The organism is Actinomycetospora sp. ABD4_176 (assembly GCF_056311855.1).
On the sequence record NZ_CM149974.1, the window covers coordinates 1228694 to 1252015 of the forward strand.

23 protein-coding genes are annotated in these 23322 nt (G+C 75.0%); 1 reads left to right on the forward strand and 22 read right to left on the reverse strand.

The window, feature by feature from the left end:
* Positions 1 to 2: 2 nt before the first annotated feature.
* Complete coding sequence (gene mdlC, locus ACYX4T_RS06000; RefSeq protein ID WP_476013653.1) at positions 3 to 1571, reverse strand: benzoylformate decarboxylase; 1569 nt, start codon at positions 1569 to 1571, stop codon at positions 3 to 5.
* Positions 1572 to 1647: 76 nt separating this feature from the next.
* Between mdlC and ACYX4T_RS06005 the strand changes: the two genes are divergently transcribed.
* Positions 1648 to 2187: a DUF488 domain-containing protein gene (locus ACYX4T_RS06005; protein WP_476013654.1), complete on the forward strand. Its 540-nt coding sequence runs from the start codon at positions 1648 to 1650 to the stop codon at positions 2185 to 2187.
* A gap of 179 nt (positions 2188 to 2366) precedes the next feature.
* Here the strand turns inward: ACYX4T_RS06005 and ACYX4T_RS06010 are convergent, their stop codons facing one another.
* The 21 genes from ACYX4T_RS06010 to ACYX4T_RS06110 all read right to left on the reverse strand — a co-directional run bounded on the left by ACYX4T_RS06010 (position 2367) and on the right by ACYX4T_RS06110 (position 23322).
* Positions 2367 to 3647: a TrpB-like pyridoxal phosphate-dependent enzyme gene (locus tag ACYX4T_RS06010; protein ID WP_476013655.1), complete on the reverse strand. Its 1281-nt coding sequence runs from the start codon at positions 3645 to 3647 to the stop codon at positions 2367 to 2369.
* 33 nt (positions 3648 to 3680) lie between these two features.
* Positions 3681 to 4025 carry an RNA polymerase-binding protein RbpA gene (locus ACYX4T_RS06015; RefSeq protein WP_476013656.1) on the reverse strand — a complete coding sequence of 115 codons (345 nt, stop codon included), beginning with the start codon at positions 4023 to 4025 and terminating at the stop codon, positions 3681 to 3683.
* A 56-nt stretch (positions 4026 to 4081) separates the two neighbouring features.
* On the reverse strand, positions 4082 to 4318 hold the full coding sequence (gene secG / locus ACYX4T_RS06020; protein ID WP_116707491.1) for a preprotein translocase subunit SecG: 237 nt from the start codon (positions 4316 to 4318) through the stop codon (positions 4082 to 4084).
* A 156-nt stretch (positions 4319 to 4474) separates the two neighbouring features.
* Complete coding sequence (tpiA, locus tag ACYX4T_RS06025) at positions 4475 to 5260, reverse strand: triose-phosphate isomerase (protein ID WP_476013657.1); 786 nt, start codon at positions 5258 to 5260, stop codon at positions 4475 to 4477.
* A complete protein-coding gene (locus ACYX4T_RS06030; RefSeq protein ID WP_476013658.1) occupies positions 5260 to 6477 on the reverse strand; it encodes a phosphoglycerate kinase in 1218 nt (405 codons plus the stop codon). Before ACYX4T_RS06030 ends, tpiA begins: the two co-directional genes overlap by 1 nt.
* On the reverse strand, positions 6477 to 7493 hold the full coding sequence (gene gap / locus ACYX4T_RS06035; protein ID WP_476013659.1) for a type I glyceraldehyde-3-phosphate dehydrogenase: 1017 nt from the start codon (positions 7491 to 7493) through the stop codon (positions 6477 to 6479). Before gap ends, ACYX4T_RS06030 begins: the two co-directional genes overlap by 1 nt.
* 158 nt (positions 7494 to 7651) lie before the next feature.
* The gene (gene whiA, locus ACYX4T_RS06040; protein ID WP_476013660.1) at positions 7652 to 8641 is read right to left on the reverse strand and encodes a DNA-binding protein WhiA; all 990 of its coding nucleotides are present in this window, start codon (positions 8639 to 8641) and stop codon (positions 7652 to 7654) included.
* A complete protein-coding gene (locus tag ACYX4T_RS06045; RefSeq protein ID WP_476015195.1) occupies positions 8632 to 9717 on the reverse strand; it encodes a gluconeogenesis factor YvcK family protein in 1086 nt (361 codons plus the stop codon). Before ACYX4T_RS06045 ends, whiA begins: the two co-directional genes overlap by 10 nt.
* Before the next feature lie 26 nt (positions 9718 to 9743).
* Positions 9744 to 10643: an RNase adapter RapZ gene (gene rapZ, locus ACYX4T_RS06050; protein WP_476013661.1), complete on the reverse strand. Its 900-nt coding sequence runs from the start codon at positions 10641 to 10643 to the stop codon at positions 9744 to 9746.
* Positions 10640 to 12649, reverse strand: coding sequence for an excinuclease ABC subunit UvrC (gene uvrC / locus ACYX4T_RS06055; protein ID WP_476013662.1), 2010 nt, complete (start codon positions 12647 to 12649; stop codon positions 10640 to 10642). Before uvrC ends, rapZ begins: the two co-directional genes overlap by 4 nt.
* Before the next feature lie 120 nt (positions 12650 to 12769).
* Positions 12770 to 13309, reverse strand: a complete 540-nt coding sequence (locus ACYX4T_RS06060) for a MarR family winged helix-turn-helix transcriptional regulator (protein WP_476013663.1) — start codon at positions 13307 to 13309, stop codon at positions 12770 to 12772.
* 332 nt (positions 13310 to 13641) lie between these two features.
* Positions 13642 to 13938 carry a hypothetical protein gene (locus ACYX4T_RS06065; RefSeq protein ID WP_476013664.1) on the reverse strand — a complete coding sequence of 99 codons (297 nt, stop codon included), beginning with the start codon at positions 13936 to 13938 and terminating at the stop codon, positions 13642 to 13644.
* A 145-nt stretch (positions 13939 to 14083) separates the two neighbouring features.
* Positions 14084 to 14812, reverse strand: a complete 729-nt coding sequence (locus ACYX4T_RS06070) for a PIG-L deacetylase family protein (protein ID WP_476013665.1) — start codon at positions 14810 to 14812, stop codon at positions 14084 to 14086.
* 9 nt (positions 14813 to 14821) lie between these two features.
* The gene (locus tag ACYX4T_RS06075) at positions 14822 to 15667 is read right to left on the reverse strand and encodes an SWIM zinc finger family protein (RefSeq protein ID WP_476013666.1); all 846 of its coding nucleotides are present in this window, start codon (positions 15665 to 15667) and stop codon (positions 14822 to 14824) included.
* Positions 15657 to 18629 (reverse strand): DEAD/DEAH box helicase, encoded by a 2973-nt coding sequence (locus ACYX4T_RS06080; protein WP_476013667.1) that lies wholly within the window; start codon positions 18627 to 18629, stop codon positions 15657 to 15659. The genes ACYX4T_RS06075 and ACYX4T_RS06080 overlap by 11 nt, the downstream gene beginning before the upstream one ends.
* A 125-nt stretch (positions 18630 to 18754) precedes the next feature.
* On the reverse strand, positions 18755 to 19195 hold the full coding sequence (locus tag ACYX4T_RS06085) for a Rieske (2Fe-2S) protein (RefSeq protein WP_476013668.1): 441 nt from the start codon (positions 19193 to 19195) through the stop codon (positions 18755 to 18757).
* Between the two features lie 125 nt (positions 19196 to 19320).
* Positions 19321 to 20013 (reverse strand): HAD family hydrolase, encoded by a 693-nt coding sequence (locus ACYX4T_RS06090; protein WP_476013669.1) that lies wholly within the window; start codon positions 20011 to 20013, stop codon positions 19321 to 19323.
* Between the two features lie 36 nt (positions 20014 to 20049).
* Positions 20050 to 21054, reverse strand: coding sequence for a quinone-dependent dihydroorotate dehydrogenase (locus ACYX4T_RS06095; protein WP_476013670.1), 1005 nt, complete (start codon positions 21052 to 21054; stop codon positions 20050 to 20052).
* A complete protein-coding gene (locus tag ACYX4T_RS06100) occupies positions 21054 to 21542 on the reverse strand; it encodes a PH domain-containing protein (protein WP_476013671.1) in 489 nt (162 codons plus the stop codon). Before ACYX4T_RS06100 ends, ACYX4T_RS06095 begins: the two co-directional genes overlap by 1 nt.
* Complete coding sequence (gene ribH, locus ACYX4T_RS06105) at positions 21539 to 22021, reverse strand: 6,7-dimethyl-8-ribityllumazine synthase (RefSeq protein ID WP_476013672.1); 483 nt, start codon at positions 22019 to 22021, stop codon at positions 21539 to 21541. The genes ACYX4T_RS06100 and ribH overlap by 4 nt, the downstream gene beginning before the upstream one ends.
* Positions 22018 to 23322 (reverse strand): bifunctional 3,4-dihydroxy-2-butanone-4-phosphate synthase/GTP cyclohydrolase II, encoded by a 1305-nt coding sequence (locus ACYX4T_RS06110; RefSeq protein WP_476013673.1) that lies wholly within the window; start codon positions 23320 to 23322, stop codon positions 22018 to 22020. Before ACYX4T_RS06110 ends, ribH begins: the two co-directional genes overlap by 4 nt.

Sequence of the window (23322 nt, forward strand, 5' to 3'; positions counted from 1 at the left end):
TGTCAGGCCACGACCACGTCCAGCACCACCGGCCCCGCCGAGCGCAGCGCCCCGGCGAGGGCGGGCTCGAGCTCGGCGGGACGCTCGACGCGCACGCCGGCGACGCCCTGGCCGGCGGCGAGCGCGACGAAGTCGAGACCCGGCAGGGCGGTGCCGACGGGCTTGGTGATGCCGAAGTGCTCGGCGAACTGGTCGAGCGCGCGGTAGCGGGCGTTGTGCACGACGACGACGGTCAGCGGCACACCGAGCTGCGCGGCCGACCACAGCGCCTGGATCCCGTACATCGCCGACCCGTCGCCGACCAGGGCCACCACCCGCTCGGAGCGCGCCAGCGCCATCCCCACCGCTGCGGGCAGCCCGTGGCCCAGGCCGCCGCTGGCGCACGTGTAGAAGCTCGCGGCGCGGTCGAACGGGAGGTGGGCGTGCATCGGCCCGCGGGTCGCGGGTGCCTCCTCGACGACCACCGAGTCGGCGGGCCGCAGGTCGGCGAGCGTCTGCAGCAGCAGTGCCTCGGTGATCACGTCCCCGTCGGCGGCGACCCGGGCGACCGACGCGCCGGGCGCGGGCAGCGGGCGCCGGGGCGGCGTCGGACCGGCGAGCAGCGCGCGCACCCCGTGGCGAACCCCGGAGACGATCGACGTGCCCACCGGCGTCCACGCGGCGTGCGCCGGGTCCTCGGTCAGCTGCACCAGCGTCGTGCCGTCGGGCACCGCGGTATCGCCAGGGACCGCGCCCTCGGTGTGGAACGGGAACACCGGCGAGCCCAGCACGACGACGAGGTCGTGGGCGTCGAGCGCGGCCCGGATGCCGTCGTGCGCGGCGGGCAGGAAGCCGCCGAAGAGCCGGTGGCGCTCGGGGAAGCCGCAGCGCGGGGACATCGGCGCGACGTACACGCGCGCGGCGTGGCGCTCGGCGAGGGCGACGACGTCGTCGAACGCCCCGTCGCGGTCGACCTCCCCGCCGACGACGAGCGCCGGCGCGCCGGCGCCGGCCAGCCGGTCGGCGAGGTCCGCGAGCGCCTGCGGGTCGCCCGCGACCGTCCCCACCACGGTGTGCGGGGGGACCGGCGGGGCGGGCCGGTCCCAGTCGTCGACCGGCACCGAGACGAGCACCGGCCCGCAGGGTGGGGTGGTGGCGACGTGGATCGCGCGCGCCAGCGTCGCCGGCACGTCGGCGGCCCGCGCCGGCTCCCGGCTGTACTTGACGTAGGGCTCGGGGAACTCGGCCGGGCGCTCGGCGAACAGGAACGGCTCGCCCACCAGCAGCGAGCGCGCCTGCTGCCCCGCGACCAGCACGAGCGGCGTGCGGTTGCGGAAGGCGGTGAACACGTTGCCCAGCGCGTGCCCCACGCCCGCCGCGGAGTGGAGGTTCACCAGCGCCGCGCGCCCCGTGCCCTGCGCGTAACCGTCCGCCGCGCCCACCGCGACCGATTCCTGCAGGCCCAGCACGTAGCGGAAGTCGTCGGGGAAGTCGCGGAACATCGGCAGCTCGGTCGAGCCCGGGTTGCCGAAGATCGTCGTGATGCCGTGGCCGCGCAGCACGGCCAGGGACGCCTCGCGCACCGTCACCATGCCCGAGAGCCCATCACGGGCGGCGGCGGGGCGCGAGGGTCCTCCCGGTGCCCGGAACACTGGGTACTCCCCACGCGTGGGCAGCCTCTGGACCGTCGGCCACGGCACGCTCGACGGGCCTGCGCTCGCGCGGCTCGTCGTCGACGCGGGGGTCGTCGCGGTGGTGGACGTCCGCCGGTATCCCGGCAGCCGCCGCGACCCGTCGGTCGCCCGCGAGGCCCTGGCGCCGGTGCTCGCCGACCACGGCGTCGCCTACCGCTGGGACGAGCGCCTCGGCGGCCGACGGAGCCGACCGGCCGACTCACCCGACACCGCGCTGCGCGACCGCTCGTTCGCCGGCTACGCCGCCCACATGCGCACAGCGGTGTTCGGCGACGCCGTCACCGCACTGCTCGCCGGCGCGGAGCCGACCGCGATCCTGTGCTCGGAGTCGGTGTGGTGGCGCTGCCACCGCCGTCTCGTCGCCGACCACGTCGTGCTGGTCCGCCGGACCGCCGTCCGCCACCTCATGCACGACGGCCGGACGCCCGAGCACCGGCCCACCGACGGGGTGCGTCGTGTCTCCGAGCACCTCGTCTACGACGACGGGCAGGCGCCGCTGCCCGGCACGAAGTGAGCGCGCGCTCCTGGTCCGCCAGACCCCGTCGCGTGTTCCGGCGGAGGGCGCCCCTCGCCCATCTATGCGAGCGAAGGTGCCCTTCGCTCAGAGCCACCCGCCAGCCGGTGTTCCGGCGAAGGGCGCCCCTCGCCCATCTATGCGAGCGAAGGTGCCCTTCGCTCACAACCGATGCCGGCTCACGGCTCGTCGACCAGGTTGCCCGCCAGGTACTCCTCGTAGGCGGCGAGGTCGAGCAGGCCGTGGCCGCAGTAGTTGAACAGGATCACCCGCTCCTCGCCCGTGGCCGTCGCGTCGTTCGCCTCCTGGATCACCGACGCGATGCCGTGGCCCGCCTCCGGCGCCGGGACCTTGCCCTCGACGCGCGCGAACAGCACGTTCGCCTCGAAGACGGCCCGCTGGCGGTGGGCCACCGCCTCCATCCGACCCTCGTGGACGAGCTTCGAGATGATCGGCGAGTCGCCGTGGTAGCGCAGGCCGCCGGCGTGGATGCCGGGCGGCACGAAGTCGTGGCCCAGCGTGTACATGTTCATCAGCGGCGTGAAGCCGGCGGTGTCGCCGAAGTCGTAGGTGTACCGGCCCTGCGTCAGCGTCGGGCACGAGGCCGGCTCGGCGGCGAGCAGGCGCACCGACGGGTCGGGCAGGAACGGCAGCGCGACGCCGCCCAGGTTCGACCCGCCGCCGCACGGCGCGATGACCACGTCCGGGCGGGTCTCCCCCGCGTTCGCCAGCTGCTGCTGGGCCTCGAGCCCGATGACCGTCTGGTGCAGCAGCACGTGGTTGAGCACCGAGCCCAGCGCGTAGTGGGTGTCGTCGCGCCCGACGGCGTCGCGGACGGCGTCGGAGATGGCGGCCCCCAGCGAGCCCGGGTGCGACGGGTCGTCGATCGGTGACGGGACGACCGTGCCGCCCCACGTCTCCATGATCACCTTGCGGTAGGGCTTCTGCTCGAAGCTCCGGCGCACCATGTAGACCGCGCACTCGAGGTCGTACTGCGCGCACGCGAACGACAGCGCCGTGCCCCACTGTCCCGCGCCGGTCTCGGTGGACAGGCGCGTGATGCCCTCGCGCTTGTTGTAGTACGCCTGCGGCACCGCCGAGTTCGGCTTGTGCGAGCCCGCGGGCGACACCGACTCGTCCTTGAAGTAGATGCGCGCGGGCGTGCCCAGCGCGGCCTCCAGCCGCCGGGCGCGCACCAGCGGCGTCGGCCGCCACAGCCGCAGGACGTCGAGCACCTCGCCCGGGATGTCGATCCACGGGTCGGTCGCCATCTCCTGGCCGATGAGCTCCTGCGCGAAGAGCGGCGCGAGGTCGTCCGGGCCGACCGGCTCCCGCGTCGCCGGGTGCAGCGGCGGGTCCAACGGGGACGACAGGTGCGGCGCGACGTTGAACCACGCCGTGGGCAGCGCGGACTGCGGGAGCGAGAAGCGGGTGTCGGTGGTGTCAGCTGGGGCCGCCATGGCCCGGATCATGTCAGCCCGCGGGCGGGCGGGTCAGCTCTCCCCGCGCTTCGCGCGCAGCTTCGCCAGGGCCTCGTCGAGCAGGGCCTCGCCGTCCGCGTCCGACCGGCGCTCCTTCACGTAGGCGAGGTGCGTCTTGTACGGCTCGGTGCGCTTGGCCGGCGGCGGGTTCTTCTCGTCGGTGTTGGCCGGCAGGCCGCAGCGCGGGCAGTCCCAGCTCGTGGGGATCTCGGCGTCCATCGCGAACGACGGACGCGTCTCGTGCCCGTTGGAGCACCAGAACGAGACCACGGTGCGCGCCGCGCTCTCCCCGCGCTCGGACTCCCCCATGGGGCCCGAACCCACCCGGGTGCCTCGGATCGCGTTGCCAGTCGCCATCGCCGGAGTACCTCCGCGTCCAGGGGCGGCCGGGCGCTCGGCACCCGGGCCACCCGTCAACCTTCGATCTTGACGAGCAGCCCCGTGCCGACGATCGAGATCAGCCAGATGGCTCCGACGAACAGGGTGAGGCGGTCGAGGTTCTTCTCGACGACGCTCGACCCGGCGAGGCTCGACTGCACCCCGCCGCCGAACAGCGACGACAGCCCGCCGCCGCGCCCGCGGTGCAGGAGCACCAGCAGCACCAGCAGCACGCTGGACGCGATGAGCAGGATGTCGAGGAACAGTCGCATGTCGGTGTCCGTGACCTCCGGGAGCCGACCCCACCCGGCCGGGCGGGGCTCTGGCCGTCCCGACGTGCGGGATCGGCGCTGGTGGTGCACGATACCCCGCCGCGGTCACGGTCCTGTCAGGACCCGTCGACCGAACGGGGCATCGTGCACCCGGCCTCAGGGCAGGGGGCCACCCGCGGCGAGGGCGCAGAGCTCGGCGAAGCCCTCGGGGTCGAGGCTCGCGCCCCCGACCAGCGCGCCGTCCACGTCGTCGCTCGTCACGAGGTCGGCGACGTTGTTCGACTTCACCGAGCCGCCGTAGAGGATGCGCACGCGGTCGGCGACGCCCGCGCCGTGCACCTCGCGCAGGCGCTCGCGCAGCGCGTGGCAGACCTCCTGGGCGTCGGCGACCCCGGCGGTCTTGCCGGTGCCGATCGCCCAGACCGGTTCGTAGGCCACGACGACCTTGGCGACGTCGTCGGCCGACAGCCCCTTGAGCGCGCCGTCGAGCTGTGCCGTGCAGTGCGGCACGTGGCCGCCGGCGTCGCGGACCTCCTCGCCCTCCCCCAGGCACAGGATGGGCGTGAGGCCGTGGCGCAGGGCGGCCGCCACCTTGCGGTTGACCAGCTCGTCGTCCTCGCCGTGGATCGTGCGGCGCTCCGAGTGCCCCACGATGACCCACGTGCACCCGAGCTTCGCGAGCATCGCGCCCGACACGTCCCCGGTGAACGCGCCGGAGTCCTCCGGCGAGAGGTCCTGGCCGCCGTAGGTGATCGGCATCGAGTCGGCGTCGACCAGCGTCTGCACGCTGCGCAGGTCGGTGAACGGCGGGAGCACCGCGACGTCGACGACGTCGAAGTACTTGCCGGGCAGGGCGAACGCGAGCTTCTGGGTCACCCCGATGGCCTCGAGGTGGTTGAGGTTCATCTTCCAGTTGCCGGCGATCAGCGGCTTGCGCGCCATCAGCTCTCCTCCAACACGGCGATGCCCGGAAGCACGTGCCCCTCGAGGAACTCGAGCGAGGCCCCGCCACCGGTGGAGATGTGGCCGAAGCTGCTCTCGTCCAGCCCCGCCGCGCGGATCGCCGACGCCGAGTCGCCGCCGCCGATCACGCTGAAGGCACCCGACGCCGCGACCTTCTCGGCCACGCCCGTCGTGCCGGCCGCGAACGGAGCCATCTCGAACACGCCCATCGGCCCGTTCCAGAACACGGTGGCCGCGCCGGCCAGCGCGTCGCCGAACGCCGCGACCGTCTCCGGGCCCACGTCGAGGCCCAGCCAGCCCTCCGTCCCGGCCGCAGCCATCTCCGACACCGCGACCGTGCGGGTCTGCGCGTCCTCCGCGAACTCCGAGGCGACGACGACGTCGGTGGGCAGCACCAGCGTGTCGGCGTAGCGCCCGAGGAGGTCCTTGCAGGTGTCGATCTGGTCGGACTCGAGCTTCGAGCCGCCCACGTCGTGGCCCTGCGCGGCGAGGAACGTGAAGCACATGGCCCCACCGACGAGCAGCTTGTCGACCTTCGGCAGCAGGTTGGACAGGACGCCGAGCTTGTCGGACACCTTGGACCCGCCGAGGATCACGACGTAGGGACGCTCGGGGTCGCCGACGAGCCTGCGCAGCACCTCGGTCTCGCGGGCGACGAGGTCGCCGCCGTAGGCCGGGAGCTGACGGGCCACCTCGACCACCGAGGCCTGCTCGCGGTGCACCACGCCGAAGCCGTCGGAGACGAACGCGCCGCCCGGGACGAGCGCGGCGAGTGCCGTCGCGAGGTCCTCGCGCTCCGACGCCGACCCGGTCTCCCGCGCGTCGCAGCGCACGTTGGCCAGCATGGCGACGTCGCCGGCCTCGAGGCGCCCGACCGTCTCCTCGGCCGACTCGCCGACCACGTCCTTCGCGAGCAGGACCCGCTCGTCGAGCAGCTGGCCGAGCCGCCCGGCCACGGCCGAGAGGCTCTCCACCTGGTCGCGCCCGGGCGGCGGCCCGCCCTGCGGCCGGCCGAGGTGCGCGGTGACGACGATCTTGGCCCCCGCCTCGCCGAGCCGCTGGATCGTCGGCAGCGCCGCCCTGATGCGGCCGTCGTCGGTGATCGTGTAGCCGTCGACGGGCACGTTGAGGTCGGCCCGGAGCAGGACGAAGCGGTCCTGTACGCCCTCGGCGAGCAGGTCGTCGAGCGTCTTCATCAGAGCTTGGAGCCGACGAGCGTGGTGAGGTCGACGACGCGGTTGGAGTAGCCCCACTCGTTGTCGTACCAGCCCACGATCTTGACGGTCCGGTTGCCGAGCACCTTGGTCATGCCGGCGTCGAAGGTGCACGACGCGGCCTCGCCGACGATGTCGGTGGAAACGATCGGGTCCTCGGTGTAGACCAGCACGTTCCGCAGCTCGCCGTCGGCCGCCTTCTTGAAGGCGGCGTTGACCGACTCGACGGTCACGTCGCTGTTCAGCGTCGCGGTCAGGTCGGTGACCGAGCCGTCGCTGACCGGCACGCGGTAGGCCATGCCGGTGACCTTGCCCTCCAGCGCCGGCAGCGCCAGGGCGGTGGCCTCGGCGGCGCCGCTGGTGGTCGGGATGATGTTGACGGCCGCGGCGCGGGCCCGGCGGAGGTCCTTGTGCGGGGCGTCGTGGACCCGCTGGTCGCCCGTGTAGGCGTGGATCGTCGACATGAAGCCGGTCTCGACGCCGAACTCGTCGTTCAGCACCTTGAGCATCGGCGCGACACAGTTGGTCGTGCACGAGGCGTTGGACAGGATGTTCTGGCTGCCGTCGTAGGCGGAGTCGTTGATGCCCAGCACGACGGTGAGGTCCTCGCCCTTGGCGGGCGCGGAGATGACGACCTTCTTCGCCCCGGCCTTGAGGTGCTTCCCGGCCGAGTCCGCGTCGGTGAAGATCCCCGAGGACTCGATGACGACGTCGACGCCGAGGTCCCCCCAGGGCAGCGCCGCCGGGTCCTTCTCGGCGAACGCCTTCACCGTGGTGCCGTTCACGATCAGCGCGTCGTCGGTGTGCTCGACGGTGCCGTCGAAGCGGCCGTGCACCGAGTCGTAGCGCAGCAGGTGCGCGAGCGTCTTGTTGTCGGTGATGTCGTTGACCGCGAGCACCTCGATGTCCGCGGTGCCCGCCGCGCGCTGCTTCTCGAGCGCGCGGAACACGTTGCGTCCGATGCGACCGAACCCGTTGATCCCGATGCGGACCGTCACTGCGCCTCGCCCTGCCTCTCGTGCCTCGGTCGTCTGACCAGGGTGTGCACGCCGCTCTGCGCTCGGAGAACGGCGTTCCCCGTGGGGCCGCCACCCTAACGGCTCCGGGGCCGCCGTCCGGGTCCCGCGGACGACGTCACGTCGTGCGCGGGACGGGCTCAGCGGTCGGCCATCTCCGACATCTCCTCGGTCACGACCGAGGACGTGTCCGGGACGCGCATGTCCTTGGCCTTCTTGTCGGCCATCGCGAGCAGGCGGCGGATGCGCCCGGCCACCGCGTCCTTGGTCATCGGCGGCTCGGCGAGCTGGCCCAGCTCCTCCAGCGAGGCCTGCTCGTGCTCGACGCGCAGGCGCCCGGCCTGCACCAGGTGGTCGGGCACCTCGTCGCCGAGCAGCTCCAGCGCCCGGCTCACGCGCGCCGACGCCGTGACGGCCGCCTTCACCGAGCGGCGCAGGTTGGCGTCGTCGAAGTTCGCGAGCCGGTTGGCGGTCGCGCGCACCTCGCGGCGCATACGGCGCTCCTCCCAGGCGAGCACCGAGGTGTGGGCGCCCAGGCGGGTGAGCAGCGCGCCGATGGCGTCGCCGTCGCGGACCACGACGCGGTCGGCGCCGCGGACCTCGCGGGCCTTGGCCACCACGCCGAGCCGCCGCGCAGCGCCGACCAGCGCCATCGCCGCCTCCATGCCCGGGCAGGTGATCTCCAGCGCGGAGCTGCGGCCGGGCTCGGTCAGCGAGCCGTGCGCGAGGAACGCCCCGCGCCACGCCGCCTCGGCGTCGCACACCCCGCCGGAGACGACCTGCGGCGGCAGGCCCCGGACGGGACGCCCGCGCGGGTCGAGCAGGCCGGTCTGGCGGGCGAGCGAGTCGCCGTCGGTCGCGACGCGCACGACGTAGCGGGTCCCCTTGCGCAGCCCGCCCTGGGACAGGACGTGCACCTCGGGGTTGTGCCCGTACAGGTCGTGGATCTCGCCGCGCAGGCGGCGGGCGCCGGCGCCGGTGTCGAGCTCGGCCTCGACGACGACCCGCCCACCGACGATGTGCAGGCCCCCGCCGAAGCGCAGCAGGGCCGCCACCTCGGCGCGCCGGCAGCACGTCTTCGTCACCGCGAGCCGGCTCAGCTCGTCCTTGACCGCTGCGGTCATGGCCACCTTCGGTCCTCCTCCTGGTGCGGGCGGGGGTCGACCCCGGACACGGTGACGCCACTGGTCACGACACCGTGCGCGCCGTTCGTCGCCGGCCCGGGCGCGGGCTCGACACGGTGGCGGGCGGCGTCGGCGAGGGCCTCGGCGAGGGCCTCGGGGTCGTGCCGGGGGGTGCCGTCGGACGTGCCGACGGTGGTGAGCAGGGTGTCCGCGCCGAACGCCTCGGCGCCGCGACGCAGCAGGTCCGGCTCCGGGACGGCGTCCGTGTCCGCGACGACGACGTCGAGCCGCAGGCGCGGGGCGTGCGCGGCGAGCACCTCGAGGTGCTGCTCCGGCGAGAACCCGGCGGTCTCGCCGGGCTGCGGGGCGAGGTTGAGCACGAGGACCTTGCGGGCCTCGCTCTCCACGAGCGCCGTGAACAGCTCGGGGACGAGCAGGTGGGGCAGGACGCTCGAGAACCACGAGCCCGGGCCGAGGGTGATGAGGTCCGCGGACCGCAGCGCCTCGGCCGCCTCCGGGCACGCCTTCGGCCGGCGCGGGTCGAGGCGCACCTGCTGCACGCGCCCGGGCGTCGTCGCGACGGCCACCTGGCCGCGGATGCGGTGGGCGATGTCGCGGCCCTGGTCGGCGCCCCCGGACCCGGCTCGGCCGGGCTGGATGCCGGTGACGTCGGCCTCGATGTCGACGGGCTGCGTGCTCATCGGCAGCACCCGCCCGGTGACCCCGAGCAGGCGGCAGGCCTGGTCGAGTGCGGCCACCGGGTCGTCGAGGACCTCCACCAGCCCGGCCAGCAGGAGGTTCCCGACGGCGTGGCCGGCGAGCGCCCCGTGGCCGCCGTAGCGGTGCTCGAAGACCCGCTGCCACAGCGTGTTCTCCGCGCCCGCGTTCTCCTGGCCCGCCAGCGCGCCGAGCGCCATCCGCAGGTCGCCGAGGGGCAGGATGTCCAGCTCGCGGCGGATGCGCCCCGACGAGCCCCCGTCGTCGGCGACCACGACGACCGCGGTGATGTCGTCGGTCAGCCGCCGCAGGGCCGTCAGCGTCGCGTGCAGGCCGTGGCCGCCGCCGAGCGCGACCGCCCGCAGCGGCCTCGCCGGCCCGTCGCCGGCGCTCACTCGCGGCCCACGTCGCGGTGCGACACCGTCACGCGCACGCCGTCCTCGCCGGTCATGCGCCGGGCGAGCTCCTCGGCGATCGCGACGCTGCGGTGCTTGCCGCCCGTGCAGCCCACCGCGACGGTCAGGTAGCGCTTGCCCTCGCGGCGGTAGCCCGCCCCGACCAGGCGCAGCAGGTCGAGGTAGCGCTCGAGGAACTCCTCGGCGCCCTCCTGCGAGAGCACGTAGTCCGAGACCACGGCCTCGCGCCCGTCGTGCTCGCGCAGCTCGGGGATCCAGTGCGGGTTGGGCAGGAAGCGCATGTCCACGACGAGGTCGGCGTCCGGCGGCAGCCCGTGCTTGTAGCCGAACGAAACGACGGTGACGCTGTGCCCCACGTCCGCGGCGGCGTCGCCGAACGCGCTCTCGATCGCGGTGCGCAGCTGGTGCACCGAGCGGTTCGAGGTGTCGACGACGAGGTCGGCCTGGTCGTGCAGCGGGGCGAGCAGCTCCCGCTCGGCACGGATGCCGTCGGAGATCCGCCCGTCGCCCTGCAGCGGGTGCGAGCGGCGGTTCGACTCGAAGCGGCGGATGAGCACGGCGTCCGACGCGTCGAGGAACAGCACCCGCGGCCGGTGGCCGCGCGCGTCGAGCTCCTTGATCACCGCGCCCAGGTCGGCGGTGAACGCGCGGCTGCGCACGTCCATCACCACCGCGATCCGCGTGACCTGCCCCGACGAGCGCGCCCCGAGGTCGACCATCGTCTCGATCAGCTCGGGCGGCAGGTTGTCGACGACGAACCAGCCGAGGTCCTCGAGCACCTTGGCGGCCGTGCTGCGCCCGGCGCCCGAGAGCCCCGAGACGATCGCGACCTCGATCCCGCCCGGGTGCGGGGGTGCCCCCGCCCGGTCCGTCATGCCGTCCCCCCGTCGTTCAGTGCGTCGAGCACCGCCTCCGCGGTGCGCCGGCCGACGCCGGGCACCTCGGTGATCTGCTCGACCGTCGCGGCCCGCAGCTTGCGCACCGACCCGAAGTGCTTGAGCAGCGCCGTGCGCCGGGCCTCGCCCAGCCCGGGCACGCCGTCGAGCGCGGACGCCGTCATCCGTGTCGAACGCTTCTGGCGGTGGTAGGTGATCGCGAAGCGGTGCGCCTCGTCGCGCACGCGCTGGAGCAGGTAGAGCGCCTCGCTCTGGCGCGGCAGGATCGCCGGGTCCTCCTCGCCGGGCAGCCAGACCTCCTCGAGGCGCTTGGCCAGCCCGACCACCGCGACGTCGGAGATTCCGAGCTCGCCGAGCACCTCGGCCGCGGCCGCCACCTGGGGCGCGCCGCCGTCGACCACCAGCAGGTTCGGCGGGTAGGCGAACCTCCGCGGGCGGCCGGTCGTGGGGTCGATGCCGGGCAGCGGGCCGTCGTCGGGCCCGACCTCGCCGGTGGCCGGGCCACCGTCGCTGGTCTCCCCCGCGCACGCGGTGTCGGTGTGGTCCGGGCCGTCCTCGGCGGTCTCCCGCAGGTAGCGCGCGAACCGCCGGCGCACCACCTCCGCGATCGCCGCGACGTCGCCGCCCTCCGCGCCGCCGCGGATCGAGTAGCGCCGGTAGTCGGCCTTCTTCGGCAGCCCGTCCTCGAACACGACGAGGCTCGCCACGACGTCCGAGCCCTGCACGTGGCTGACGTCGGTGCACTCGATGCGCAGCGGGGCGGTGTCGAGGGCCAGTTGCTCCTGGAGCTCCTCGAGCGCGGCGCTGCGCGCGGTGAGGTCGCCGGCGCGCCGCAGCTTGTGCCGGGTCAGCTCCTCCTTGGCGTTGCGCTCCACGGTCTCGGCCAGCGTGCGCTTGTCGCCGCGCTGGGCCACGCGCAGCGAGACCCGCGAGCCCCGCAGCTCCGAGAGCCACTGGGAGAGCGCCGGCGCGTCGTCGGGCAGCGCGGGGACGAGCACCTCGCGCGGCACCGGCTGCACGGCGTCGTCGGCGGAGCCCGCGAGCGCGGCCTGCTCGCCGTAGAACTGCGCGAGGAACTGGCCGACGAGGTCGGCGGCGTCGCTGTCCGCCTCGGTCTCGACGACCCAGCCGCGCTGGCCCCGGACCCGCCCGCCGCGGACGTGGAAGACCTGGACGGCGGCCTCGAGCTCGTCGGTCGCGAACGCGACGACGTCGGCGTCGGTGCCGTCGCCGAGCACGACCGCCTGCTTCTCGACGACCCGCTTGAGCGCGCCCGCGTCGTCGCGCAGCCGGGCGGCCTTCTCGAAGTCCATGTCGGCCGCGGCGACCTGCATGTCCTTCTCGATGCGGCCGATGAGCTGGTCGGTGTGGCCGGCCAGGAAGTCGCAGAAGTCGAGGACGATCTGCCGGTGCTCCTCGGCGCTGACCCGCCCGACGCACGGCGCCGAGCACTTGTCGATGTAGCCGAGCATGCAGGGGCGCCCGATCTGCCCGTGGCGCTTGAACACCCCGCCCGAGCAGACCCGCGCCGGGAACACCCGCGTCAGCAGCTTGACCGTCTCGCGGATCGCCCAGGCGTGGGCGTAGGGACCGAAGTAGCGCACGCCCTTCTTGCGGGGCCCGCGGTAGACCCGCAGCTGCGGGTACTCCTCGTTCAGCGTGACCGCGAGGACCGGATAGGTCTTGTCGTCGCGGTAACGGACGTTGAACCGCGGGTCGAACTCCTTGATCCAGTTGTACTCGAGCTGGAGGGCCTCGACCTCGGTGTGGACCACCGTCCACTGCACCGCCGCCGCGGAGGTGACCATGCGCCGCGTGCGCGGGTGCAGCCCCGCGACGTCGGCGAAGTACGAGTTGAGCCGGCTGCGCAGGCTCTTGGCCTTCCCGACGTAGATGACGCGCCCGTTCTCGTCCGAGAACCGGTACACGCCGGGCGCCTCCGGGATGCTCCCCGGAGCGGGTCGATACGTCTGCGGGTCGGCCATGGTGACCCCCAGCGTAGGCGCGTCCGTCCGGCCTTCCGGCGTGCACCCGGATGGGTGGAATCGGCGTGTCGGGCGGCGTGTCGCGGCGTGTCCCTGGCGTGTCGTCCCCGGACCACCCCGTCACCGGTACGCGCGCCGGCGCCGCTCCCAGGCCTCGCGGCCGGCCCGCTCGACGCCCAGGTCGCCCGCCCGCCGGTGCAGCTCGTCCCGCATCACCGCGACCCACCGCGCCACGGTGTGCAGCTCGTCGTCGCTGAAGTACTCCTGGCGTCTCTCGAGGTCGGCGACGAGGCGACGCCACGGCGGGGTGCTCTCCGGCCGCGTGATCGCCACGACGACCATCCGCCGGCGATCACCCTCGTCGCGCCACCGCACCACCCGCTCGAGGGCCACGAGCCGGTCGACGATCGCGGTCGTCGCCGCGCGGCTGAGCCCCAGGCGCTCGGCCAGCGCCGTCATCGACAGGCCCTCCCGCCGGTCGACGAGTTGCACCGCCGCCATCTCGACCTCGCGGAGCCCGAACCGGCGCACGTGCTCGCGGTGGTGGCGCCGCAGGGCCATCGCGAGCTCGCCGACCAGCGTCTCGGCCGCCCACCGCCGCTCAGCCAGGCGGAACCGCTCCCGCCGCGCCTGCTGCGCCTGCTGCTCCGCCTCGTCCACCGGACCCTCCCCGCGCTCGGGACGGACCGTACGGAGCGAGGCTCGCGGGCGGTGGTGGTTCGCAGAAGCCGTTCGGGCGCCCGGCTGCGGCTCTCCGTGCGAGCCGACGGGCGAGGAGGGGGCCAGGGTGGCGTTCGCGGGTGAAGCTTCGAAAATCGAAGCGTCCGCGCGACAGAAGTCGGACGCGGGCCGACGACGGGGAGACCCCCGCGCAATGCTTCGGGAATCGAAGCACCCGGCGGGGACCGGCGGTGCCGGGAGCGAGTCCCGCGAGCTTCACGCGGGGGGTCGACGGGAGACGCCCCGGCGATCCCGGGGCGTCTCCCCCGACCTCAGACCGAGGGGGTGGCGTCCGCGGGCGCGGGCTCGCCGGGGCGGCGGCCGAGGACCTCGGCGAGGAAGGCCTCCAGGTTCGTGGGCTCCCCGGCCGCGTCGAGGCGCGGGTGCTCACGGCGACCGTCGGCGGCCTCCTCCACGGCGCTCTCGACGAGGGCCCGCTCCTCGGAGCCGACGACGAGGTAGCCCCGGAGGGACCCCTGCCACGGACGGCGCCACTGCAGGTAGGTGAGGTCGGTGTCCTCGATCTCCTGCAGCTGCACCCGATTGCCGAGCCACGACACGTCGCTCATGGGGACCTCCTTCACGCGGGGAGCTGATCTCCGGCCCTCGGGGGCGGCGTCGGCCCCGCGTCCATCTCCAGGCTGACCTCCCCGCCACGAGGGGTAAACCCTCGCCGACGTCGCGTCGCTCACCCCGTGGCGTCGGCCACCGGGCTCAGCGGGTGTCGAGCACCAGGTAGCCCTCGGCGGTGCGGTCCGGGCCGAACTCGGCGGCCTTGGCCTGCGAGCGGCCCCAGCCCCACATGCGGCCGCGCAGGTCGTCCATGTGCGCGGTCTGGCTCTTGTGAGCGCGCAGGGCCTCGACCTTGCGCTCGAAGGCGTCGGTGGTGTCGACGTAGTGATCGGCGCCCTCGCCCATGTGGGAGATCCACACCTCGGTGACGGTGTGGGCGGCGAGGCCCTCCTCGGCGAGCAGCTCGGGGTGGGCGAACGGGTTGCGGGCGTCGGGGTAGACCGCGCACATCGTGGCTTCGCCGGCCGCCGTGTGGTCGGGGTGGCTGCCGTACATCGAGCGCAGGTTGCGCGTCGGGGACTGGGTGACGACCCGGTCGGGGCGGACCTGCCGGATGACGCGGGTGATGTCCCGGCGCAGCTCGTGGGTGACGGACAGGCGGCCGTCGGGCCAGCCGAGGAAGTGCAGCTCGTCGACGCCGAGGATGGCCGCCGCGGCCGTCTGCTCCTCGCGGCGCAGGCTCGCCATGTCGGTGCGGGTGACCTCCTCGTCGAACCCGCCCGCGTCCCCGTCGGTGAGCAGGCAGTAGACGACCCGGTGACCCTGGCCGGTCCAGGTGGCGACGGAGCCGCCGCTGCCGAAGTCGATGTCGTCGGGGTGGGCGACCACCAGCAGGACGGTGATCGGGCTCTCGGGCTGATCAGGCTCCACGGGACGAACCTACGCCGGTGGTGCCGGAGGTTCCGCCATCCGCCGGTAGAGCGGGCGCAGGACCTCGCGGACGTCGCTGCTCGACGTGGGGCCCCCGACCTCCAGCGGCGGCAGCTCGTCGAGCAGGGCGTCGGGCGCCGGGGCACGCGCGTGCCCGGGCGCGGCGGGGATCGGGACGCCGGGACGGTGGAAGCGGTCGAGGAGGTCCGCGAGTGCGGCGGGGCTGCCGGCACCGGCGTCGCGGCGGTCGCGCAGGGCCGCGAGCAGCGTCGCCCGGTCCCGGCCCCGCCAGCGCAGCAGCGCGAACGGGTCCACGTCGAACTCCTCGGCGGCGAGGTAGGCGACGGCGGCGAGGTGCTTGCACGGCACCGACCAGTCCGGGCAGGAGCAGTCCATCGGCAGCTCGCCCGACCCCTGCGGGAACAGCGAGAGCCCCACGCGGTGCAGGACGTCCTCGAGGTCGTCGGGGACCTCCCCGGCGAGCAGGGCCGCGGCGTACCAGGAGTCGGCGGCCAGCGCGTCGAGCACGGCGTCCCAGGCCTCGTCGGCGAAGGGGCGCAGGCCGATCCGCGCGCGGTAGGGCTCGTCGCGGCTGCCCTGCACGGTCGCGGTGATCGCGCCGGGCCCGATGGCGAGGTCGATCACCTGCCCGGCCCGGGCGTAGGTCCTGCCGCGGTCGAGCCGGCCGCCGACGCCCAGCCGGGTGAGGACCGCGAGGAAGCGCCCCGACCACCACGACTCCCCGATCGCGCCCCGGCGGCTGCGGGCGACGATGCCGTCGTCGACGGGCTTGCGCCTGCCGAACTCCTCGAAGCGTTCGTGGAAACGCGGGCCCGACCGTGTCTCACGCACCATCGTCGTCGTCCACCTCCCCCAGGTCGTCGTCCGCCTCTGCGTCGAGGGTCAGGACCTTCGCGAGCTCGTCGGTCGACAGGTCGGTGAGCCAGTCCTCGCCGTCGCGGACCGCGAGGTCGGCGAGCTCGCGCTTGCCGGCGACGAGGTCGTCGATCCGCTCCTCCAGCGTGCCCGCGCAGACGAGCTTGCGGACCCCGACCGTGCGCTTCTGGCCGATGCGGAAGGCGCGGTCGGTGGCCTGGTCCTCGACGGCCGGGTTCCACCAGCGGTCGAGGTGCACGACGTGCTGGGCCGCGGTCAGCGTGATCCCCGTGCCGCCGGCGCGCAGCGAGAGCAGGAACAGCGGGGGGCCGTCCCCGCGCTGGAACCGCTCGACCATCGTGTCCCGGGCGCGTCGCGACACGCCGCCGTGCAGCCACGCGACCTCGGTGTCGAACCGGGCGGCGAGGTGCGGGGCCAGCATGTCGCCGAACGCCGCGAACTGGGTGAACAGCAGCGCGCGGTCCCCGGCGGCGAGCACCTCGCCGAGGATCTCCTCGAGGCGCGCGATCTTGCCCGAGCGCCGGCCGATCGGGGACCCGTCGTGCAGCAGCAGCGCCGGGTGGTCGCAGACCTGCTTGAGCTTCGTCATCGCCGCCAGCACCCGCCCGCGCCGCTCGATGGCCGGATCCCGGTCGATCGACGGGTCGTCGAGCTTCTCGAGCATGTCGTCGACGACGACGCGGTAGAGCGACGCCTGCTCGGCGGTCAGCCCGCACCGCTCGACGGTCTCGATCTTCTCGGGCAGGTCGTCGACGACCGTCGGGTCGGTCTTGAGCCGCCTCAGCAGGAACGGGCGGGTGCGCCGGCGCAGGTCCTCGGCGACGTCGACGCGGCCGTGGCGCTCGACGGGGACCGCGTAGCGCTCGCGGAAGGCGCTCGCGCTGCCGAGCATGCCCGGGTTGACCGCGTCCATGATCGACCACAGCTCGGCGAGGCGGTTCTCCACCGGCGTCCCGGTGAGCGCGAGGCGGTGCCGGGCGTCGAGGCGCCGGACGGCCTTGGCGCCGCGCGAGCGGTTGTTCTTGACCATCTGCGCCTCGTCGAGCACCACCCGGTGCCAGGCGAGGTCGGCGAAGGCGTCGGTGTCGCGCACGAGCGTGCCGTAGGAGGTGACGACGAGGTCGGCGCCGGCGGCCGCCTCGCGCGGGTGGGTGCGCCCGGCGCCGTGGTGGACCGCGACGCGCAGCTCCGGGACGAACCGCTCGGCCTCCCGCCGCCAGGTCGAGACCACCGAGGTGGGGCAGACGAGCAGGGTCGGGCCAGGGTCGTCGGCAGGGTCGTCGGCAGGGCCGTCGGCGAGGTCGGTGTCGGACTCCGCGCCGGCCCGCTCGTGGGCCTCCAGCGCCAGGACCTGCAGCGTCTTGCCCAGGCCCATGTCGTCGGCGAGCACCCCGCCGAGCCGCAGCCGCGCGAGGAACGCGAGCCACGACAGCCCGCGGCGCTGGTAGGGCCGCAGCGTCGCGCGGACGCCGGGCGGGGTGTCGAGAGGCTCGAGGGTGGTGCCGCCGGCGAGGAGGTCGCCGACCTCGCCGTCGAGGCGCAGGGACTCCACGGGCAGCGGCGCCGGGACGTCGTCGGGGTGGGTGACCGCGAGGTGGAGCACGTCGCCGACGGTCGGGCGGTCGCGCCGTTCGGCGAGGAAGGCGAGGCCGTCGCGGAGCCGGTCGGGGTCGAGGGCCACCCAGCGCCCCCGCAGGCGCACGAGCGGGGCCTTGGCGCGCACGAGCGCGTCCATCTCGGCGTTCGAGAGCTCCTCGCCGTCCACGGCGAGCCGCCAGGAGAAGTCGACGAGGTCGTCCTTGCCGATCTTCGTGCCGGTGTCGACGACGCCGTCCGGGCGCGCCGCCGGTGCCGTGTGCCCGCCGGCCCCGGCGAGCCCGAGGCGCGCGGGCCCGGCGCGCCAGCCCGCGGGCAGCAGGACACCGAAGCCGGCGCGGTCGAGGTCGGCGGCGACGTGGGCGAGGAAGTGGTGCGCGCCCGCGAGGTCGAGGTCCATGCCGCCGGGGCGCGGGACGCGCAGCGCGTCGCCGAGCTCGGGGTAGACCCGGGCGGCGCGACCGAGCTCGCCGAGCAGCACCTCGGCGGGGTCGTCGAGCCAGCGGCGCAGGGCCGTGGGGTCGCGCCAGACGGTGTCTGCGTCGACGGTCAGGCTCGGATCCTGGGCGGACTGGAGGGCGAAGGTCAGCCGGAACAGGGGCTCGGGGTCGTCGAGGGCGTGGTCGAACTCGTCGGCCACCACCTCGTCGAGCCGGAAGGAGCCCCGCGCCGGCCCGGCGTGGGGGGCGCCGACGACGGCCCAGCGCCGCAGGCCGGCGACGAGCCCGTCGGGCGGGGCGGGGTCGCCGAGCACGGGCTCGTCGCCGAGGGCGTGCGCCCAGTCCGGGGCGGTCGCGAGCTCCTCGGTGCCGGTGAGGCGGGCGCGGGCGTGGGCGTCGACGGCCGCCGCCAGCGCCGCCTCGACCACCGCCGCGGCGCCCACCGGGTCCTCCCCCGGCACCCGCTCGCAGCGGCACACCGGGGGCAGGGCGGCGGCGAGCGTGTCGGCGGCGACGAGGTCGGGGCCCTGGAGGACGGGGCGCCACACCAGGTGGCGCTCCTCCCCGTCGTCGCCGGGCGCGGGCAGCAGGCGGCCCCGGGTGACGAGGTCCGCGGCGAGCGCGTCGACCGCGCGCAGCGCCGCGACCGAGGGGCTCGCCCGCGTCCCCTCCGGGGGTACCGGCGGCCCCGCCCCGGGCGGGAGCTCGAGGACCGGGACGCTCCAGTCCGCGAGCACGGCAGCGCCGGGGTCGGGGCCGGTCTCCTCGCGGTCGAGGTCGTCGGAGTCCCGCGGGGCGTCGGCGTCAGACGGCAGGGCGAGCACCGCGACACCGGCCGTCGCGGTGGTCGTGTCCCACACCGCCGCGAGCCGCTCGGCCGGCACGGCGAACGGGTGCGGGCGCGCTCCGCGCCGGGCGCGGCTGGTGCTGCGGGCCGGGAGGTCGGTGTCCTCGGCCCACAGGCAGACGCCGCGCCCGGGTGACCAGAGGGCGTGGAGCGCGAGCAGGCTCAGATCACCTGCACCGTGCCGTCGACGACGCGGACCGGGACCTCCGGCAGGCCGGTGTCGGCCGGGCCCTTGCGGACGGCACCGGTGGCCGCGTCGAACTGGCTGAAGTGGTTCGGGCAGGTGATGACGCCGTTCTCGGGCGGGTCGACCGTGGTCCCCTGGTGCGGGCAGGCGGCGTCGAACGCCGTGACCTGCCCGGGGCTCGGCTGCACGAGCAGGATCGGCTGCTCCCCGCGCGTGACGATCCGCCCGCCGCCGACGGGGATGTCCGCGAGCGGGGTGCCGGCGGCGTCGCCGCTCGGCGCGGGCGCGGTGGTGGTCGCGCCAGGCTGGAACTCGCCCGGCGAGGACGAGCACGCGGCCAGCGCGCCGGGTGCCGCGAGGGCGGCCGCGATCCCGCAGAGGACCGTGCGGCGGTCGGGTCCGGTGGTGGTGGGCACCGAGGCCTCCGTCTTCGTGGTGGAGCTGGTGGTGGAGCTGGTGGTGGAGCTGGGTGATCGTGATCCTGCGGTGACCAGTCTGCCCTCGCCCCCCGTCACCGCCCGGTGAGGGTCGTGCGTGGGGGTCAGGGGGTCGGTTCCTCGGGCAGGGCGAGCAGGCCCTCGACCACGTCGTCGAGCGCCGGGGCGGCGACGTGCGGGCGGGCGACGGCGTCGGGGATCCGGCCCTCGAGGCGCTCGCAGAACCCGCCGACCAGGCCCGCCGACACCGCGCCGTGTACGTCCCACGAGTGCACCGCCACGAGCGCCGTGCGCGCGGGCGGGGTGGCGATGCGGTCGCACGCCCACTGGTAGACCCGTGCCGGCGGCTTGAACATCTTCAGCTCCGCGCAGGACACGACGTCGGTGAACCGGCCGCGAACACCGCCGGCCTCCAGCGCGGCGCCCGCGACCTCGGCCGAGCCGTGCGTGAACCCGTACGCCGGCACCCCGGCGTCGGCGAGCCGCTGCAGCGCCGGCGCGACGTCGTGGTGCACGGGCAGCTCGCGGAAGCCGTCGAGCACCGAGGCGACCTGGTCGTCGTCCAGGTCGCGCCCGCAGGTGCGCCGCAACATGTCGGCGGCGACGGCGGCGAACGGCGGGGCCTCGCCGGCCAGGGTCATCGCCATGCCCTGGTGCAGCAGCCGCGCGAAGAAGAGCTCCAGCTCGTGGCCGGGGCGCCCCAGCGCCTCGATCCGGGGCCGCAGGCCCTCGAGCTGCAGGCACGTCTCGAACAGGTCGAACAGGACGACCTGGGGCCTCCGGGCGGGTGCAGTCATGGGAGCGGAGTTCCCGGCCAGGGCCGGGAGAATCGCTCACGTGGCGGCGAGCTCCCGGAGCACCCGGCGGGGCCAGGCGGGGCCGCCGTAGACGAAGCCGGTGTAGGCCTGCACGAGCCTCGCGCCGGCATCGAGGCGGGCGCGGGCCTCCTCGCCCGAGTCGATCCCGCCGACCGACACCAGCGTCAGCCGCTCCCCCACGCGCTCCCGCAGCCGCGCCAGCACCGCCCGCGCGGGGCCCACGAGCGGCGCGCCGGAGAGCCCGCCCGCGCCGGCGGCCTCGACGTCGGCGGGCCGGGAGCGCAGGTCCGCGCGCGCGACCGTCGTGTTGGTGGCGACGATCCCGTCGAGCCCCTGGGCCAGGGCCAGGTCGGCGACGGCGTCGACGCCCGCGTCGTCGAGGTCCGCGGTGATCTTCACGAGCAGCGGGGTCGCGCCCACCTCGTCGCGCACGGCCGCGAGCAGCGGCTCGAGCGCGTCGACGCCCTGCAGGTCGCGCAGCCCCGGCGTGTTCGGCGAGCTGACGTTGACCACCACGTAGTCGGCGTGAGGGCCCAGCACCCGCGCCGAGTACCGGTAGTCCGCGACGGCGTCGGACGCGGTCTTGGAGCGCCCGATGTTGACCCCGACCACCGTGCCCGCGCCCCGCCGCCGCAGCGCCGCGAGCCGGGCCGCGACGACGTCGGCGCCGGCGTTGTTGAACCCCATCCGGTTGACCAGCGCCCGGTCGGCGGGCAGGCGGAACAGCCGCGGGCGGGGGTTGCCCGGCTGCGGGCGCGCGGTCACCGTGCCGACCTCGACCGCCCCGAAGCCCAGCCGCGCGAGGCCGCGCACGCCCTCGGCGTCCTTGTCGTAGCCGGCCGCGACGCCCAGCGGGTTGGCGAACCGCAGGCCCATGGTCTCGACGGCCCGGACGGCCTCGACGGGCCCGGCCGGCAGCACCGGGGTCGCGGCGCGCAGGGCAGTGACGCCGACGCGGTGGGTCAGCTCCGCGGGCACCCGCGTCGCGACGTGCCGGAAGAGCAGTGCGTAGGGGTCCATCAGGCCTGGGAGTCGGCGCGGTGGTACCGCGCGTGCAGCCGGCGCAGCGCCGACACCCCGCGCGCGGCGTGCCCGCGGTCGACGGCCTGCAGCGCCGAGACCGGGAGGTACTCGTCGTCGGGCAGGTCGAGGCGGGCGAACTGGGCCCCGTCGGGGAAGCTCACCGCGACGACCTCCGACCACGGCACCCGCCGGGTCAGGATCGTCGCGCGCACCTCCACCCCGCCGGGCCCGGCCCGCAGCCGCGGCCGGGTGAACAGCAGCGCGCAGCCGGCCAGGATCGCGCCGAGCACGACCATCGCCACCTGGTCGGCGGCGCGGAAGATGAAGCCCGACGGCGCGGCGAACACCAGCAGCGCCCCGGCGCCGAAGAACACGAAGAGAAAGGTGGCGACCGCCCAGGCCACCCAGCGGATGCGCCGGGGCCGGACCTCGAGCTCGACCTCGCCGATGTCGAGGGCCTCGGGGGGCACCACGGGCCCCGTCACGAGCTCGACCCCCGCAGCCCCCGCAACGTCAGCGCCGCGTCCAGCGCCGCCACCGTCGCCTCGAAGCCCTTGTCCTCGCTCGAGGTCGGTGTCCCGGCGCGCGCCCACGCCTGGGCCTCCTCGTTGACCGTCAGCACGCCGTTGCCCACCGGCGTGCGGGCGTCGAGGCCCACGCGCAGCAGGCCGGCGGTGACGGCGTCGCAGACGTAGTCGAAGTGCGGGGTCTCGCCGCGGACGACGACGCCCAGCCCGACGACCGCGTCGTGGCCCTCGGCGAGGCCCTGGCACACGACCGGCAGTTCCATGGCGCCGGCGACGCGCACCACCGTGGGCTCGGCCGTGCCGGCCTTGGCCGCCGCGTCGCGGGCGCGCTCGAGCAGGACGTCGGTGATCGCGGCGTTCCACCGCGTGACGGCGATGCCGAGCGTCAGCCCCGCCGCGTCGGGGACCTCGGCCTGCGGACGGCCCTCGCCGCTCATCCCCGGGTCCCGCCCACGGCGGCGTCGGCCGCGTCGGCGGCGTCGGAACCGTCGGTCGTCTGCGCGACGACCGTGTCCTGCTCCGAGTCGAGGCCCTCGAGGTCGTGGCCCATGCGGTCGCGCTTGGTGCGCAGGTAGCGCAGGTTCTCCGGCGTCGCGCGGGACGGGAGCGCCACGCGGCCGAGGATCTCCAGGCCGTAGCCCTCGAGGCCCGCGCGCTTCTCCGGGTTGTTGGTCAGCAGGCGCATGGACCGGATGCCGAGGTCGGCGAGGATCTGCGCGCCGGTGCCGTAGTCCCGGGCGTCGGCGGGCATGCCGAGCGCGAGGTTGGCGTCGACGGTGTCCGCGCCGGCGTCCTGCAGCTGGTAGGCCTGCAGTTTGTGGATCAGACCGATCCCCCGGCCCTCGTGGCCGCGCACGTAGAGCACCACACCCCGGCCCTCGGCGACGACCGCGGCCATCGCCGCGTCGAGCTGGGGCCCGCAGTCGCAGCGTCGCGAGCGGAGCACGTCGCCGGTGAGGCACTCGGAGTGCACGCGGACCAGCACGTCCTCGCCGTCGCCGATCTCGCCGTGCACGAGCGCGACGTGCTCGATCCCGTCGAGCAGCGAGTCGTACCCGTAGGCGACGAAGGTGCCGTGGTCGGTGGGGATGTTGGCGTGCGCGACCTGGACGACCTGCTTCTCCGAACGGCGCCGGTACGCGATCAGGTCCTTGATCGTGATGATCGGCAGCTCGTGCTCGTCGGCGAAGACCTGCAGCTCCTCGAAGCGGGCCATGTCGCCGTCGTCCTTCTGCGACACGATCTCGCAGATCGCGCCGGCCGGGGCCAGGCCGGCCAGCCGCGCCAGGTCCACGGCCGCCTCGGTGTGCCCGGGACGGCGCAGCACGCCGCCCTCGCGGGCCCGCAGCGGCACGACGTGCCCGGGGCGCGCGAGGTCGGTGGGCCCCGAGCCCGGGTCGGCCAGCACGCGGATGGTGTGCGCGCGGTCGGTGCCCGAGATGCCGGTACCGATGCCCTCGCGCGCGTCCACCGACACCGTGTACGCGGTGCCGTGGCGGTCCTGGTTGATCGAGTGCGCGGGCGGCAGGTCGAGCCGGTCGCACGCCTCTCCGGTCAGCGGCACGCAGATGTAGCCCGAGGTGTAGCGCACCATGAACGACACGAGCTCGGGCGTGGCCTTCTCCGCCGCGAACACGAGGTCGCCCTCGTTCTCGCGGTCCTCGTCGTCGACGACGACCACGGCCTTGCCCTCGGCGATCGCCGCGATCGCCGTTTCGATGTGCTCGAAGCCGTCCAC

Bases quoted from the DNA above. Each gene is read 5' to 3' on its own strand.
- mdlC (WP_476013653.1), bottom strand. From the start codon at position 1,571: ATGGTGACGGTGCGCGAGGCGTCCCTGGCCGTGCTGCGCGGCCACGGC.
- ACYX4T_RS06010 (WP_476013655.1), bottom strand. From the start codon at position 3,647: ATGGCGGCCCCAGCTGACACCACCGACACCCGCTTCTCGCTCCCGCAG.
- ACYX4T_RS06015 (WP_476013656.1), bottom strand. From the start codon at position 4,025: ATGGCGACTGGCAACGCGATCCGAGGCACCCGGGTGGGTTCGGGCCCC.
- secG (WP_116707491.1), bottom strand. From the start codon at position 4,318: ATGCGACTGTTCCTCGACATCCTGCTCATCGCGTCCAGCGTGCTGCTG.
- tpiA (WP_476013657.1), bottom strand. From the start codon at position 5,260: ATGGCGCGCAAGCCGCTGATCGCCGGCAACTGGAAGATGAACCTCAAC.
- ACYX4T_RS06030 (WP_476013658.1), bottom strand. From the start codon at position 6,477: ATGAAGACGCTCGACGACCTGCTCGCCGAGGGCGTACAGGACCGCTTC.
- rapZ (WP_476013661.1), bottom strand. From the start codon at position 10,643: ATGACGGACCGGGCGGGGGCACCCCCGCACCCGGGCGGGATCGAGGTC.
- uvrC (WP_476013662.1), bottom strand. From the start codon at position 12,649: ATGGCCGACCCGCAGACGTATCGACCCGCTCCGGGGAGCATCCCGGAG.
- ACYX4T_RS06065 (WP_476013664.1), bottom strand. From the start codon at position 13,938: ATGAGCGACGTGTCGTGGCTCGGCAATCGGGTGCAGCTGCAGGAGATC.
- ACYX4T_RS06075 (WP_476013666.1), bottom strand. From the start codon at position 15,667: ATGGTGCGTGAGACACGGTCGGGCCCGCGTTTCCACGAACGCTTCGAG.
- ACYX4T_RS06090 (WP_476013669.1), bottom strand. From the start codon at position 20,013: ATGACTGCACCCGCCCGGAGGCCCCAGGTCGTCCTGTTCGACCTGTTC.
- ACYX4T_RS06095 (WP_476013670.1), bottom strand. From the start codon at position 21,054: ATGGACCCCTACGCACTGCTCTTCCGGCACGTCGCGACGCGGGTGCCC.
- ribH (WP_476013672.1), bottom strand. From the start codon at position 22,021: ATGAGCGGCGAGGGCCGTCCGCAGGCCGAGGTCCCCGACGCGGCGGGG.